The following is a 16405-nucleotide window of genomic DNA, read 5'->3' as shown; positions in this document are numbered from 1 at the left end:
GATTATGAGCCCTCACCAATCAGGCTTTTACGAGCAGCAGGGTTCCCACCTAATTTCTTTGCTGTCGCTGAATTTTGAGATGGGGGTCTTACTGCCTAGAAAATAGCGGGATAAAATTCAGGTCAGGCATACTTTTCATCTACACTGACTACTAAATTTCATCTCCCATCAAAAAAGAATCCAGAATGGATTCTTTTTATTTTCTGAAAAATATTTTTTGACAATACACATAACTCATATAAACACCAAAGCTCTGCAAAATAAACAATGCTGGCATAATTACATTGTAATATGCCATATCTACTTGGAAGAGCTTTAACAATACGTAGCCACTAATGAAAAATAAGAACAACATATATCCCTCATTTTGTTGTTTCTTAATAAGGAAGTGTAATAGAGCTATAGTCATAAACAATATTACTGCTATATATATCAGTTTTTCACATTTGAAAAGAATAGAATTTATCCCCTCATCTGAAAACTGATTTATTATCGGTTCTAAAAGTTTAAACCTTTCTCCCTCAATCTCTTTTAACTTTTGATCAATATGCTCTGTTACACTTTGATTTTTTGATATTTTTTCCTCATGTTGGGTTTTTCCAATTAAAACAGATTGAACATACGTCTCATTTGCAATCGTATATTGTGACATCCCCATTGTTTTAATTCCATAATTCACACCAAAATGGGCACTATAAAATAGAATAAGTATCCCTATCATCTTTAGTAACACCTTTTGTTTCGTTGCTGATTGAAATACTTCGATTAATAATACATATACCGTGATAAAAATAGGAAGAAATAATCCCATTGGGAAAATCATATTACTAAATGCAAATAAAATTGCCGAAAACACCCACATATAAGGATGATCTAATCCTTTATATAAAAGTATGTAACAAGCAAAATAAAATAAAAATATTGCAAGTGACTCAGGAGTTAATACGGAACTCATGAATATATTTGGAATATACAGAGCATAAAATACGGAAGCAATACGACCGCATTCTTCTCCAAAAACCATTGCCGCAATACGATAAATAAAAAATGAGGTTCCTGCGCAAAATAACACATTAAATAGTTGTAAAGTGAATAATGTATCACCAAATATACGAATAATTATTGACTCATATATAATAAAAGGCAAATGAGTTACAGCCCCTATATTATTACCAATTGCAATCTGCTTTGCAGACTCATACATCACTTTCATATCACCAATTATTGGAGCATCTACAAATAACAGCATACTAAGCCTTACAACTATAGTTATACTTATAAGAAAAGTAAGAAATTGTTTATCTGTAAAACGATATTGTAGAATTGATGTCACTAGCAAAATGAGTATGACGAAAATTGCCAATATGATTGTTACACTTGTTGTACTTCCTCCAAAAAATTGCTTACTTGTCTCAAATGCTGCCCAACAACTATAAACAAAAAATGCGAGCATCGCACCGATCATAATTTTATTGAAGAAAGATGAAAAATTTGTTTGTATATGATTCATATGTCCATTGCACCTCTATTTCCATTCATAACAAAACGATTCTACCATGAATGGGTACACGGCTGATAGAGAATTTCTATGACAAATACATAGTCATTACTTTTTACTTGCAATGTAAGCGAATCCTCTTTTACACTACATTTTAGATAAAATAAATTTTCTTTCAGTTACATGAATACAAATACAGAAGTTTAAATAATCCTCTTTTGGAATACACTTTACTTCATTAAATATCTAATATGAGTAATCCACTTACACATATTATTCTGATTGAAAACAGACTATAGGGGCTGAATATATGGAAAAGAAATTCATGCGAGAATCTAAAGCAATTAAGACAACACGTGTTTTTCCTAACGATTTAAATAATCACCAAACACTTTTTGGAGGGAAATTATTAGCAGAAATTGATAGTATTGCTTCGATTGCGGCTGCAAGACATAGTCGTAAACATTGCGTAACAGCATCTATTGATTCAGTTGATTTTTTAACTCCAATTCACCAAGCTGATTCTGTTTGTTATGAAGCATTTGTATGTTATACAGGGAAATCTTCAATGGAAGTTTTCGTAAAAGTAATCGCAGAAAATTTATTAGCAGGCGAGCGTAGAATTGCCGCTACTTGCTTCATTACATTTGTGGCAATAAAAGATGGAAAACCTTCGTCTGTACCACAAGTACTTCCTGAAACTCAGGAAGAACATTGGTTACACACAACCGGTTCAGAACGTGCGGAAAATAGAAAAAAAGGACGTTTAAAAAGCAAAGAAATGGCTGAGGTTTTAACTTTAAATAAACCTTGGAATATTTAATACGATACTCTTCCATATACATGCACAGATTTTTTCTTCCTTGCATGTATTTTTTTATACAAAATATCACCTCTTACCATTTTATTCTCAATCTGCTCTCCTAAATCATGCACCAGCTTTTCCTTTATTTTGTTATACTGTTAATGGTATATTAAATAAAGTTCGTTTAAAAATAACCATAATATGATTAAGTATATAAGGGATGGTGCGGTAATGACTATTGAAGTACCAATTTCAATACCAAAAACGTTAATTATTATTCCAGCGTATAACGAGGAAGAAGCAATTGCAGATACATTAACAAGATTATTAAAACTAAAACAGCATTTTACAGGATTAAGCATTTGCGTTATTAATGATGGATCACAAGATAAAACAGCTCGAATCGTAAAAGATTTCCCTGTTCACCTTGTGAACTTACCATATAACCTAGGTATTGGCTCAGCTGTACAAACTGGATATAAATACGCATATGAGAACGGATATGATATTGCGATTCAGTTCGATGCTGATGGACAACATAATCCAGATGATTTATATAAAATTATAAAGCCTATTGCTGAAGATGAATGCGATATGGTGCTAGGGTCACGTTTTACAGAAAAAACAGCATATAAAGGTAGTATTTCCAGAAGGATCGGTATTTTTTATTTTACTGCTCTATTGAAAGTACTAACAAAACAAACATTTATGGATCCAACTTCTGGATATCGTGCTATCAATCGAGAAGTAATTACAATTTTTGCACACAACTATCCAAAAGATTATCCAGAACCAGAAGTTCTTATTCATTTAAAAAAGAAAAAACTTCGCATTAATGAAATATCTGTAAATATGCAAGAGCGACAAGGTGGACAATCTTCCATCACACCTTTTAAATCTGTATATTACATGATTAAAGTAAGCCTTGCTATATTGATGCAAAAAATCGTGAAAGGTTGATAATAAATGCCTATAATTACCTTTTCATTCATATTTATTTTATTATTATTATTATTAATTATTAATTCCATTCGCCGTGGAACTTTAGAAACGAAATATGCTATTTTATGGATTTTAGTTTGTATTGCAATGGCTATTTTAAGTTCTACTGATAAAATTATAAACTGGATTGGAAAACTATTAAAAGTAGAATATCCCCCTTCCATTTTATTCTTATTTGGACTATTATTCTGTTTCATCTTAATTTTTGACCTAACACGAAAAATTTCTAAACAACATCATCAACTTGTAACATTAACGCAAGATTATGCGTTACTAAAGCAAAAATTAAATGCAACTGAGACAGACAAAGACTAACCTAATATTTCAAAGCTAACATAAAAAACCTCTTAATTTATTTCAAAAATTAAGAGGTTTTTTTATTCTCAATAATAATTTATTCGCCTTCACAATCGTTATGATAAATACATCCTACTTACTAATAAGTTAAAATGATATGAATAAGAACTTATATGCAATAGACATGTTAAAGCTGTTTGAAATACAAGAATTAACCAGAAGAATCTCACTTCCCGCCACCTTTTTAATAGAAAGTTGATTTACAAAGTTTATATGCGTTAAACTTATACAGATGTTCTTGTAATCTTCTTCCTTTCCAAAGGCTTGTATATATGATGCAAGACATAAAAAACTTGAGGAGATAAAAATTCTATGATGGAACAAAAGCAACTTGTTTCTGTTGTCATACCCCTGTATAACACGGAAAAATATATTGAAGAAACGATACAGTCAATACTAGATCAAACATATAAAAACATCGAAATTGTAATTGTAGATGATGGAAGTAAAGATCAGTCACCTTCTATCGTAAAAAACCTTGCTGAAAAATACCCAGGGCAAGTAAAATACGTTCATCAAAAAAACCAAGGTGTTTCGGTAGCCCGTAATACAGGTATCGAAAATGCTAGCGGAAAATATATCGCTTTCCTTGATAGTGATGACTTATGGCATCCAACTAAAATTGAGAAGCAAGTCAAAAGTATGCATAAAAACGAAATGGACGCGTGCTATTGTGGTTATATGAATTTCTACGAAGAAACAGGCGAGAAGGTTGAACATACAACAAACTTTATTAAAGGTGATATGGCAAAAGCATTCCTAACACATCAAGTTGTTGCTCAAACAAGTACTTGGATTTTCAAACGATCCATCGTAATGGATCATAACATTCGTTTTACACCAGGATGTAGTTGGGGCGAAGATTTAGAGTTTTTATTTAAACTTATGAGTGTGACAAATGTATGTTATGTCGATGAATACTTAACTTATTATAGAATTTTATCAGAAGGAAATCTTTCTTCTAAGTATAAAGATTATGAATTAAAAACGACAAAAGAGTTGGAAGTATTCAATCGTATGAAAGATTGGGTACATAATAAATCTCAAGATTTCATTACAAAAGACCCTCAGTCACTGATTGAGATTCTTGAGACTTATTTATTCCCTTATACAGTCATCAATAACGCTTGTATATATATTAAAGAAAACTCTCCATTAGATAAATCACAAGTTCAATTAATCAAAAAAGATATAAGGAAATATTGCCGTAAAATCTATTCAAAGAATGGAAAGCGTAGTAAAAAACTATATGCAATGCTTTGGTTTGTACGAATTAAATTTCTGTTTTCTTAAACTGAAAATATAACGATACTCTCTCTTTCTGTGAACAAATCAAATTTACAAATAGGACAAGCTAACCGGGTCCTAAAGAATAGAAAGGTCTTTTCTCATGAAAACAAATAAAATTCTAAAAAACGCATCCTACCTGTTTGTGGGAAACATTACTGTACGTTTTGTACTGGCTATTGCAACAATTTTCTTTGCAAGATATGTTTCTCCAAGTGATTACGGTATGTTTACAACTGCGTTAGCAGTTTCAGCTGTTATTTGTTACTTTACAGATGCAGGTTTGACACATACCTTTATGCGTGAAGGAACGAGAAGCGATGCCAATATTAGTGTGCTAATAAGTAGTTATTTACGTATTCGTTTAATATTAGCTATCGTAATTTCTGTACTTTTCGCTATTTTTGCCCAGTTCTTCTATCCCGATGCTTACTTACGTGCGATGGTATATTGGGTTGTTCTACCAACAATGTTCGGAGCAACCTTACAAGGTGTTGGAATGGCTTACTTCCAAGTAACAGAACGCATGCAATTTACAGCTATTATTTCTGTGCTACAAGGTGTAACAGCTGCTGCTGCCCTATTACTAGGGATGTCTTTCCAATGGTCACTTATGATGGTTGCTGCTATGTACGGGGTATCTAGTCTTGTAACAGGTGTTATCGCCTTTATAATGACAATACGTTATACACAAGTTCATAAGGGTTGGGATAAAGGCATTTTAGATCAATTACTTATTTTCACAATCAACGGAATCATCATTATGCTCTTACCACAATTGGGCCCTATTATATTAGAAAAGGTTTCAACATATAATCAAGTTGGATTCTTTGGTGCTGCATCTAAAATACCTGCTGTACTATATCAAATACCTGGAGTAATTGCAGCTGCCTTTTATCCAAGGCTTTTTGCTTTTGGTAATGAGAAAAATATTGAAGAACATAGAAAATTATCAAGTTTTGAATTAAAACTTATGTCTTTTTTAGGAATGGGAATTTCTATCCCCTTTATTGCTGATCCAAGTTTCTGGATTGTTAGTTTATTAGGAGAAGAATACGCTCCCGCTGGTAACGCTCTTGCTATTCTAGCGTTTATGGTTATTTTACAATCAATTAACTATCCACTAGCCGATAATTTAACAACGATTGGCCAGCAATGGAAACGTGCAACAACAATGACTATTGGATTAGTTGTTGCCATCATAGGTTATATTGTATTAGGTAGTAAATATGGAATGATGGGGGCAGCTGCCGCAGCTATCCTTACCGAAATTACACTATTAATCGGATTTACCCTCTTTATTCGTAAAGGCATGCAATTATTAGTTAAAGGAATTATATTTAATTCCTTAGCCTTTATTATTAGTTACGGTATATACCGAATTGCATTAATCGACTTACCACCATTAGTTGCTTTAACTCTTACTGGTATACTATACGGTATGATCGGAATTGTAATTGATCCTCAAATACGTGGATTTGTTTTAGGGTTTATAAAACAAAAGTTCATTCGCAAACACGCTTAAAAGCAAAAAGCTTTTCCATTTTTAAATAGGAAAAGCTTTTTGCTTTTTTTTATATACTATCATTTTTCTTCAGTAAAAAAATGCTATATATTCCAGCTCAAATTGACTTACTTTCTGAGAATGCCTTATACTAAATTACATGTAAACTATGAACTCCAACGCTTGTAAAAATATATATGCTTCAACAAAAATATATATTTTCTCATGTTAAAACTAAAGAACACACCTTTAAAAATTGGTGTGTTTTTATATGCTACCTAAAAACTAGTTGTTACATGTAACGACTTTCAAAGGAGGATTATCAATTTTTATGAGCATAAAGCCGAATAATAAATTCTTTTCCAAGAAAACAATGATAATTATGCCAATATTATTATTGTGCGCTTTTGCTTTTCATTATTTCTTTTTAACATCTAATCAAGCCTTTTCTGGTACAGGGGATGCGTTACGTCAATTTGGCTTCTTTACGTTTCTTCTACAACATGCCTTTAAAGATGGCAACCTTTTTTGGTCCTTTGATTATGGGTTAGGTGGAGATTTATTTGGAGAGTTTAGTTATTATTACAGCACATCACCATTTTTCTGGATTACACTGTTACTACCTAAACTAAGTCTTGAGCAAGTATATGACGTGAAATTATACATGAGTATTTTAAAAAACTTTTTAGCTATGGTATTCATGTATGGTTCTTTACGTTACCATAATAAAACAGCATTCTCATCTTTTGTTGCTGCTATTATATATGGTGGCTGTATTACTTTCATCCGCCACTCTTTACTATGGGATTTCATGGCTGATGCTATTGTATTTTTACCATTAGTAATATGGGGGCTTGATAAATATATTATCGAAAAGAAGCGCGGACTTTTCCTAATTGCTGCTACTTTAATGTTAGCATCAAACTTTTATTTTGCTTTTATCACAAGTATTTTCATATTCATTTATGCATTATTCCAATACTTTGCGACACAACAAAATAAAACGATTGTCTCTTTTCTAACTTATTATATTAGAATCGGTTTATTGTATGGATTATCACTCGGTTTAGCCGCCGTTTGCTTCCTCCCATCAGTTAATGCCGTATTTAGCGCTGATCGATTATCAAAAAAGTTTGAGATACCATTATTATTTGAAGATAAATTTTATAAAGATTTAATGGAAAATATTTTCTTCATGTATAATGCTGAAAATCATCAATTAGCTTTACCAGCTTTAATTTTATTCTTAATCGTATTTGGAATGTTTATACGTGATAAACTCATTAAAAATAAAGTATTCTTTACGTTATTCATGTTTATTCTGTTTATGCTTCCATATACATATTCTGTGTTTAATGGTTTTTCAGCAATGCAATCTAGATGGTTTTATTTATTTGTATTTGTAATTTCCCAAACAATTGCATACATTCTAGATTGGATGATTATTCATAAGAAAGACTACAAATTACCTTATTTAATAAGTTTATTAGTGTCTATTGGATTATTCATTTATGCATTTTATAGAAAAATAAATATAAATGTAACTGATAAACCTTTACAAGACGTTGATAACATTTTACTCGGAACTGTCGTTCTTTCTGTTATTACAGTATGTCTATGGCGTTATATTTCTAAACCCTTCATACAATTTTTAGTTGTATTGAACGTACTCGTTAGCACAATTTCTATGAATTATATGTATGCGAATAATATACTTAGCACCGTTTACGGACAGAGTCAAATTTCAACTGAAAAGTTACACGAACCAGGCTATGATAATAGCGAAGAAATTGCTGCAATTCGCTACATACAAGAAAATGATAAAGACTTTTATCGTATTCTTAATCCATATAGCGAATATAACACACCAATGCTACAAGGATATCATGGCGTAAGTACGTATCAAAGCTTGGTTAATTATTATGTCCATGACTTTATGAAAAATAAATATGGCGTATTCCAAATGTACGATACACCTTCAATGTTTTATCAAACTGACAGTCGACTACTACTTGAAAATATGCTTGGTATAAAATATCGCGTATTAAGTGCTGATACAGATCCAAAGAATGTACCTTATGGATATAAACTATTACAGCAAGTAGGACCATATAATATTTACAAAAATGACTATTCCTTACCGTTAGGATATGTATATGATTCGGCTATAAGTGAAGAAGAGTTTTCTAAATTAAACTTCGCTCAGCGTGATCAATTATTATTACATGCTGTTGTCGTTAATAATACAAAAGAATTTTCATTAAATCATTTTAATAAACAAGACCTTAAATCAAAGGCAGTATCTATTAAAACGGAAAAAGCAAAATTCGAAAACATGGAAAAAGAAGGAAAAAAACTAATTGTTCATGGCTTTGGAAATATGATTGTACCTATCAATTATCCTAATACGCCTGGTGATCTACTGATAGAATTAAAATTGAAAAATACAGGTACATTCAATGCAACTGTTAATGGAAAAACAATAGGAAAAGGTGACGATGCTGGTGCATACTCGTATCCGTTAGAAAGATTTGTTTACAATTTAGGCAATGATCGTCCAGAAAACCTAACTATCTCTATTGATATGGCAGGTGAGTATGAATTAGGTGACTTACAAGCAAATATCGTAAACTATGAAAGTGTACAAAAAGAAACAAAAAAATTAACTGAAAATAGGCTTAAAAATATTTATTATAAGAACAATTATTTAAAAGGGGATATCAACTCAAATAAAGACGGGCTCCTATATTTATCTGTTCCATATAGTAAAGGTTGGACTATAAAAGTTGATGGAAAAGAAAAAGAATTTACGAAAGCAAATTCTGCCTTTATCGGTGTTCCCATTACAAAAGGCTCACATGTAATCGAAATGACTTACGTTACACCTTACTTCAAATTAGGTATGATTATATCAATCATCTCACTAATTATTTGTGTAGCTTTACTAATTTTCACAAATCCAAAAACACGACGGAAATTTTCTTTTAAAAAGCAATAATGAGCAATCAATGAATCATGAAGCTATCAAATTGGATAGCTTCATATAAAAACGCATAACATTGTTTTAACCTACTACAAACAAGGAGTGTCAAAAATGACTCTTTCAATCGTTGTACCATGCTACAATGAAGAAAAGGTGCTTCGAGCCTTTTATTCAGAGACTTCTCTTGAAATTCATAAATTAACTACCGATTATGAATTTGTTTTTGTTAATGATGGTAGTAAAGATGATACATTAAATATTTTACGTGATTTAGCTAGTTCAGATTCATCGGTACATTATATATCATTTAGTCGAAACTTCGGAAAAGAAGCAGCAATGTTAGCAGGTTTAAAATATGCTACAGGCGATGCAATTGTTATTATGGATGCTGACTTACAACACCCTCCTACGTTAATAAAAGAACTGTTAGAAGGATATAACGAAGGCTACGACCAAGTCATTGCAAAAAGGACAAGAACTGGTGATTCACCCGTTCGCTCTTTCATCTCTCGTCTTTACTATAAGGTAATGAATAAGTTTGTAGATATTGAATTAGTAGATGGTATTGGTGACTTTAGACTTTTAAGTCGAAGAGCAGTGGATTCTTTAGTGTCTTTAAGTGAATACAACAGATTTTCAAAGGGTTTATTCTCTTGGATCGGTTATAACGAATTAATCATTGAATATGAAAATGTATTACGTTCTGAAGGAGAAAGTAAATGGACCTTCTCAAAATTATTAAATTACGGAATTGATGGTGTAATTTCATTCAATAATAAACCGTTACGTCTATCTATATATCTTGGATTACTAACAACCATTTTAGGACTTTTATACGTAATCACTACGTTCGTTCAAATCATCCTTGGTGGTGTGGAAGTTCCTGGTTATTTTACTCTCATTTCCGCTATACTATTTATTGGTGGTATTCAACTCATATTCCTCGGTGTTATTGGTGAATATATTGGTCGTATTTATTATGAAACAAAACGTAGACCGCATTTTATTGTAGCTGAAAAGAAAGTTAGTGAAGTTAAACAAAAGGCATAACCAAAAAGTTACTTCTGTAGGTAGAAGTAACTTTTTTATATACTAACATTTACAAACACTTCTTTTGAAAAAATATACATTTTGAAATGATGGCATTATATGAAAGAATTTAGTATCATGATTCAAGGTACTATTTCAAGTTGGACGGAGGATACTATGAGCTTATTAACAGTTGAAAAATTAGGACATACATTTGGCGATCGTACATTATTTAAAGATGTATCTATGCGATTATTAGCAGGTGAGCACGTTGGATTAGTTGGTGCAAACGGTGTTGGTAAATCAACATTCATGAATATCATTACTGGTCAGCTTATTCATGACCAAGGTCGTGTAGAATGGACACCGGGCACACATTACGGCTACTTAGATCAGCATACTGTTTTAACACCTGGGCGTACAATCCGTGACGTACTAGCGGATGCATTTTTACCGTTATTCGAAAAGGAAAAAGCTTTAAATGAAGTTACAGAAAAAATGGGAACTGCTACACCAGAAGAACTAGAAGAACTTCTTGAGCAAATGGCAGAAATACAAGATGCACTTGAAGCAGGTGGTTTCTACTTACTAGATATGAAAATTGAAGAGGCTGCACGTGGTCTTGGAATTGATGCAATTGGTTTAGATCGTGATGTTTCAGCACTAAGTGGTGGACAACGTACAAAGGTATTGCTTGCAAAGCTATTACTTGAACAGCCAGAAGTGTTATTGCTTGATGAACCTACTAACTATTTAGACGTTGAACATATTCATTGGTTAACAAATTATTTAAAAGAATACCCACATGCATTCTTATTGATTTCTCATGATACGGAATTTATGAACAAATGTGTTGATGTTATTTTCCATCTAGAATTCACAAAAATGACACGCTATACAGCGACATATGAAAAATTCCTAGAACTAGCAGAAATCAATAAAAATCAACATATAAACGCTTATGAAAAGCAGCGTGAGTTTATCAAAAAACAAGAAGACTTCATTGCAAAGAACAAGGCTCGTTATTCAACGACAGGTCGTGCAAAGAGTCGTCAAAAACAACTTGATCGCATGGAACTTATTGATCGCCCAGAAACAGCGATTAAACCTGAATTCTCATTTAAAGAAAGTCGCGCAAGTAGCCGCTTCGTCTTTGAAGGTGAAAATGTAGAAATCGGATATACGCATCCTCTACTACCAAAGCTATCAATGACGATTGAACGTGGTGAAAAAATTGCTATTGTTGGATGTAACGGTGTTGGTAAATCAACGTTACTAAAAACAATCTTAGGTAAAATTAAACCTTTAAGCGGTAAAACAAGCCTTGGTGACTTCTTAGAGCCTGCATACTTTGAACAGGAAGTTAAAGCTGATAATATAACACCAATTGATGATGTATGGAATACATTCCCTGGTTTAGACCAGCATCAAATTCGTGCAATGTTAGCAAAATGCGGATTAAAAAATGAACATATTTCTCGCCCATTAAGTCAATTAAGTGGTGGAGAACAAGCAAAAGTTCGTTTATGTAAGCTAATGGGTGAGGAAAGTAACTGGCTATTATTTGATGAGCCGACAAACCATCTTGATGTTACAGCAAAAGCGGAACTTAAGAAGGCTATGAAAGCATATAAAGGAACAATTCTCCTTGTATGTCACGAACCGGACTTCTATGAAGATTGGATCACAAAAGTTTGGGATGTTGAAGAATGGTCTCAAAACAGTAAGTAGTCTTTAAGAAAAAACTCCTTGTGTAGACAAGGAGTTTTTTACTTATTTTTATTAAGAATTTTTTATATTGTAGTATCCTATAAGGCGTAATTGAAATTCTTTTAATTCCGGATACGCCTCTAAGTTTGCTAACATACCTCTAATTACCGGAATTCTTGGATTAAGCAATCGTATTTCAGCCTCTAAAACATCTAACGTTACTAACAACTCATCATCCTCTAATTGATCAGCTAAATTACGCTTAAATACAATAATTTCTTTTAAAAAATGCTCTTTAACTTGTTCCTTAATGAGCTCGGATTTACAAAGAAATTCTCCAAGCTTTTCTTCATGTAAAATAGGTTCTTCCGAAGATTCTACTAAGCCATCTACTAAATGATCTACTCTTTTTAAAATAAAAGCAGCGACATACGATAAATCGATTTCTGGTGCTTGTAAAATAATTAATTCTAAATACCCACGGCATATGCCTTCTACCATAATTACTAAATCCAATAAATATGGCATAACCTTTTCACCATAAATGGACAATAAACTATTCCGATAAAATGCATGAGACTCTAACTTCATCCGCATCATAAATTCTTCTACTTCTTTATTAAACGGAATCGCATTTTCTCTCGCATGCATAATAATAAATTCTTTATGCTTTTGTATATCATTAAACTGACAATGTAATTGTTTTGCAAATTTTTCACGTGGTAATAAAGACTCTTGTTCAATATCCAGCATTTTCTTTTGGATTTTGTCATAATAATATCGAAGTGTCGCTAATAAAAGCTCATCTTTCGATTTAAAATATAAGTAAAAAGCTCCCTTAGATATACCACTAGCTGTCACAATTTCCTGCACTGATGTCGCATTTACACCCTTAGTAGCAAATAACTTCATAGCCGATTCTATAATTAAACGCTCTTTTTCTTTCATATCTTCTCTCCTAAATTTAATCTCGCATCTTATTATAAATGTATTATACCATCTCTTTTTATTGACGATTGACCGAGCGGTCAGTTATATTATGTGTTAGACTGACCAGTTGGTCAATATAATAAAAAGGGAGCGCAAACATGAACAAAATCATCAATTTCTCGTTAAAAAGTAAGTTCGCAGTTTGGCTACTAACCATTATTGTTACTATTGCCGGGATCTACTCTGGACTCAATATGAAGCTGGAAACAATTCCTGATATTACAACACCGATTGTAACAGTAACTACGGTCTATCCTGGTGCTACACCAGAAGAAGTAGCTGATAAAGTTTCAAAGCCGATGGAAGAACAACTACAAAATTTAAGCGGTGTTAACGTTGTAAGCTCATCATCTTTTCAAAACGCATCTTCTATTCAAATAGAATACGATTTTGATAAAAATATGGAAAAAGCAGAAACAGAAATTAAAGAAGCTCTTACGAATGTGAAGCTCCCAGACGGTGTTAAAGACCCTAAAGTTTCACGAGTAAACTTCAATGCTTTTCCTGTTATTTCGTTAAGCGTAGCAAGCAAGAATGAATCTTTAGCTACCTTAACTGAAAATGTAGAAAAAAATGTTGTACCAGGATTAAAAGGACTTGATGGTGTTGCATCTGTTCAAATTGCTGGTCAACAAGTAGACGAAGTACAGCTCGTCTTCAAGAAAGATAAAATGAAAGAACTAGGACTAAGTGAAGATACTGTAAAAAATGTAATTAAGGGATCGGATGTATCTTTACCACTTGGCTTATACACATTTAAAGACACGGAAAAATCAGTTGTTGTAGATGGCAATATTACAACGATTAAAACATTAAAAGAACTCAAAATCCCAGCTATACCTTCCTCACCTAACGGTCAAGGTAGTCAAAATGCTGGCGCTGGTGCACAAACGCCGCAAATGAATCCAGCTGCTATGAACGGGATTCCAACAGTTACATTAGACGAAATTGCTGACATTAAAGAAGTTGGGAAAGCAGAATCCATTTCTCGAACAAATGGAAAAGAAGCAATTGGAATTCAAATTGTGAAGGCCTCTGATGCAAATACAGTTGATGTTGTAAATGCAGTAAAAGATAAAGTAAAAGAACTTGAGAAAAAGTATAAAGACTTAGAGATTATTTCAACATTCGACCAAGGTGCACCTATTGAAAAATCAGTAGAAACAATGCTGAGCAAAGCAATTTTCGGTGCTATCTTTGCGATTGTTATTATTATGCTGTTCCTACGAAATATTCGAACAACGTTAATCTCTGTCGTTTCAATACCACTTTCTTTATTAATTGCTGTTTTAGTCATAAAGCAAATGGATATTACGCTTAACATTATGACACTTGGAGCAATGACAGTTGCTATAGGCCGCGTTGTCGATGACTCAATTGTTGTTATTGAAAATATTTATCGACGTATGTCGTTATCAGAAGAGAAATTGCGCGGAAAAGATTTAATTCGTGAAGCTACGAAAGAAATGTTTATCCCGATTATGTCTTCTACCATTGTAACAATCGCTGTATTCTTACCGCTAGGGCTTGTAAAAGGTATGATTGGTGAAATGTTCTTACCATTCGCCTTAACTATCGTCTTCGCTTTATTAGCGTCGTTACTAGTAGCAGTTACAATCGTACCGATGCTAGCCCATTCCTTATTTAAGAAAGAGAGCATGAGGGAAAAAGAAGTACATCATGAAGAAAAACCAAGTAAATTAGCAAATGGTTATAAACGCATACTTGCATGGGCTTTAAATCACAAAATTATTACATCAAGTATCGCTGTCCTTCTATTAGTTGGTAGTCTTGCACTTGTACCAGTTATCGGTGTAAGTTTCTTACCTTCTGAAGAAGAAAAAATGATCATTGCAACATACAACCCTGAACCAGGTCAAACGTTAGAAGACGTTGAAAAAATTGCAACAAAAGCTGAGAAGCACTTCCAAGATAATAAAGACGTCAAAACAATTCAGTTCTCATTAGGTGGAGAGAATCCAATGAGTCCTGGTCAATCAAACCAAGCAATGTTCTTCGTGCAATATGATAACGACACGAAAAACTTTGAAAAAGAGAAAGAACAAGTCGTTAAAGATTTACAGAAGATGTCTGGCAAAGGCGAATGGAAAAACCAAGACTTCGGAGCAAGTGGCGGTAGTAATGAAATTAAACTATACGTTTACGGAGATAGCTCAGAAGACATTAAGCCTGTCGTAAAAGATATTCAAAATATCATGAAGAAAAATAAAGACTTAAAAGATATAGATTCTAGTATTGCAAAAACATATGCAGAGTACACTTTAGTCGCAGATCAAGAAAAGCTAAGTAAAATGGGCTTAACGGCTGCTCAAATTGGAATGGGACTTTCTAATCAACATGATCGCCCTGTTCTGACAACAATTAAAAAAGACGGTAAAGATATCAATGTATATGTAGAAGCTGAAAAACAAAATTATGAAACAATCGATGACTTAACAAATCGCAAAATTACAACACCACTTGGTAATGAAGTAGCTGTGAAAGATGTTATGACTGTAAAAGAAGGTGAAACATCGAATACAGTAACACACCGAGATGGACGTGTTTATGCAGAGGTTAGTGCCAAATTAACATCTGATGACGTTTCAAAAGCATCTACTGCAGTACAAAAAGAAGTAGATAAAATGGATCTTCCTTCTGGTGTAGATGTTTCCATGGGCGGTGTTACTAAAGATATTGAAGAATCATTCAAGCAACTTGGCCTAGCGATGTTAGCTGCGATTGCCATTGTATACTTCGTTCTTGTCGTTACATTTGGCGGTGCCCTTGCACCATTCGCAATTTTATTCTCACTACCATTCACAATCATCGGGGCTCTTGTTGCCTTATTAATCTCTGGTGAAACATTAAGTGTCTCTGCAATGATTGGTGCGCTTATGTTAATCGGTATCGTTGTAACAAATGCAATCGTGCTTATCGACCGCGTTATTCATAAAGAAAATGAAGGTCTATCAACACGTGAAGCTTTATTAGAAGCTGGTGCAACACGCCTTCGACCAATCTTAATGACTGCAATTGCAACAATCGGTGCTCTTATCCCGCTTGCATTAGGATTTGAAGGTAGTGGCTTAATTTCTAAAGGACTTGGTGTAACGGTAATTGGTGGATTAACAAGTTCAACTTTATTAACACTTCTTATTGTTCCAATCGTCTATGAAGTATTAAGCAAATTTAAAAAGAAAAAAACAAAATAACAAAAAAATAACCTCGCTAACTGCG

11 protein-coding genes are annotated in these 16405 nt (G+C 32.9%); 9 read left to right on the top strand and 2 right to left on the bottom strand.

What is annotated here, in order from left to right:
• Window positions 1-196: 196 nt before the first annotated feature.
• On the bottom strand, window positions 197-1510 hold the full coding sequence (locus tag MR143_RS23165; protein ID WP_242280996.1) for a glycosyltransferase family 39 protein: 1314 nt from the start codon (window positions 1508-1510) through the stop codon (window positions 197-199).
• Window positions 1511-1808: 298 nt separating this feature from the next.
• On the opposite strand from MR143_RS23165, the gene MR143_RS23160 reads away from it, so the two are divergent.
• The 8 genes from MR143_RS23160 to MR143_RS23125 all read left to right on the top strand — a co-directional run bounded on the left by MR143_RS23160 (window position 1809) and on the right by MR143_RS23125 (window position 12196).
• Window positions 1809-2321, top strand: a complete 513-nt coding sequence (locus tag MR143_RS23160) for an acyl-CoA thioesterase (RefSeq protein ID WP_000412127.1) — start codon at window positions 1809-1811, stop codon at window positions 2319-2321.
• A gap of 213 nt (window positions 2322-2534) precedes the next feature.
• Window positions 2535-3263 carry a glycosyltransferase family 2 protein gene (locus tag MR143_RS23155; RefSeq protein WP_199718087.1) on the top strand — a complete coding sequence of 243 codons (729 nt, stop codon included), beginning with the start codon at window positions 2535-2537 and terminating at the stop codon, window positions 3261-3263.
• Between the two features lie 6 nt (window positions 3264-3269).
• Entirely contained in the window at window positions 3270-3620 is a 351-nt protein-coding gene (locus MR143_RS23150; RefSeq protein WP_001121771.1) for a DUF2304 domain-containing protein, read from the top strand.
• 354 nt (window positions 3621-3974) lie between these two features.
• Window positions 3975-4955 (top strand): glycosyltransferase family 2 protein, encoded by a 981-nt coding sequence (locus tag MR143_RS23145; RefSeq protein ID WP_199718088.1) that lies wholly within the window; start codon window positions 3975-3977, stop codon window positions 4953-4955.
• Between the two features lie 97 nt (window positions 4956-5052).
• On the top strand, window positions 5053-6474 hold the full coding sequence (locus MR143_RS23140) for an oligosaccharide flippase family protein (RefSeq protein WP_000856136.1): 1422 nt from the start codon (window positions 5053-5055) through the stop codon (window positions 6472-6474).
• 310 nt (window positions 6475-6784) lie between these two features.
• Window positions 6785-9451, top strand: a complete 2667-nt coding sequence (locus MR143_RS23135; RefSeq protein ID WP_199718091.1) for a YfhO family protein — start codon at window positions 6785-6787, stop codon at window positions 9449-9451.
• Between the two features lie 96 nt (window positions 9452-9547).
• Entirely contained in the window at window positions 9548-10486 is a 939-nt protein-coding gene (locus tag MR143_RS23130; protein WP_000175830.1) for a glycosyltransferase family 2 protein, read from the top strand.
• Between the two features lie 156 nt (window positions 10487-10642).
• Window positions 10643-12196, top strand: a complete 1554-nt coding sequence (locus tag MR143_RS23125; RefSeq protein WP_000055410.1) for an ABC-F family ATP-binding cassette domain-containing protein — start codon at window positions 10643-10645, stop codon at window positions 12194-12196.
• A 51-nt stretch (window positions 12197-12247) separates the two neighbouring features.
• Here the strand turns inward: MR143_RS23125 and MR143_RS23120 are convergent, their stop codons facing one another.
• Window positions 12248-13123 carry a TetR/AcrR family transcriptional regulator gene (locus tag MR143_RS23120; RefSeq protein WP_000659647.1) on the bottom strand — a complete coding sequence of 292 codons (876 nt, stop codon included), beginning with the start codon at window positions 13121-13123 and terminating at the stop codon, window positions 12248-12250.
• Window positions 13124-13263: 140 nt separating this feature from the next.
• On the opposite strand from MR143_RS23120, the gene MR143_RS23115 reads away from it, so the two are divergent.
• A complete protein-coding gene (locus tag MR143_RS23115) occupies window positions 13264-16380 on the top strand; it encodes an efflux RND transporter permease subunit (RefSeq protein WP_199718093.1) in 3117 nt (1038 codons plus the stop codon).
• Window positions 16381-16405 lie beyond the last annotated feature (25 nt).

This window comes from Bacillus cereus group sp. BfR-BA-01347 (genome assembly GCF_022663835.1).
Lineage (GTDB): Bacteria > Bacillota > Bacilli > Bacillales > Bacillaceae_G > Bacillus_A > Bacillus_A thuringiensis_K.
The sequence above is the reverse complement of the archived record's forward strand: the minus strand, read 5'-3'. Positions and strand labels throughout refer to the sequence as shown.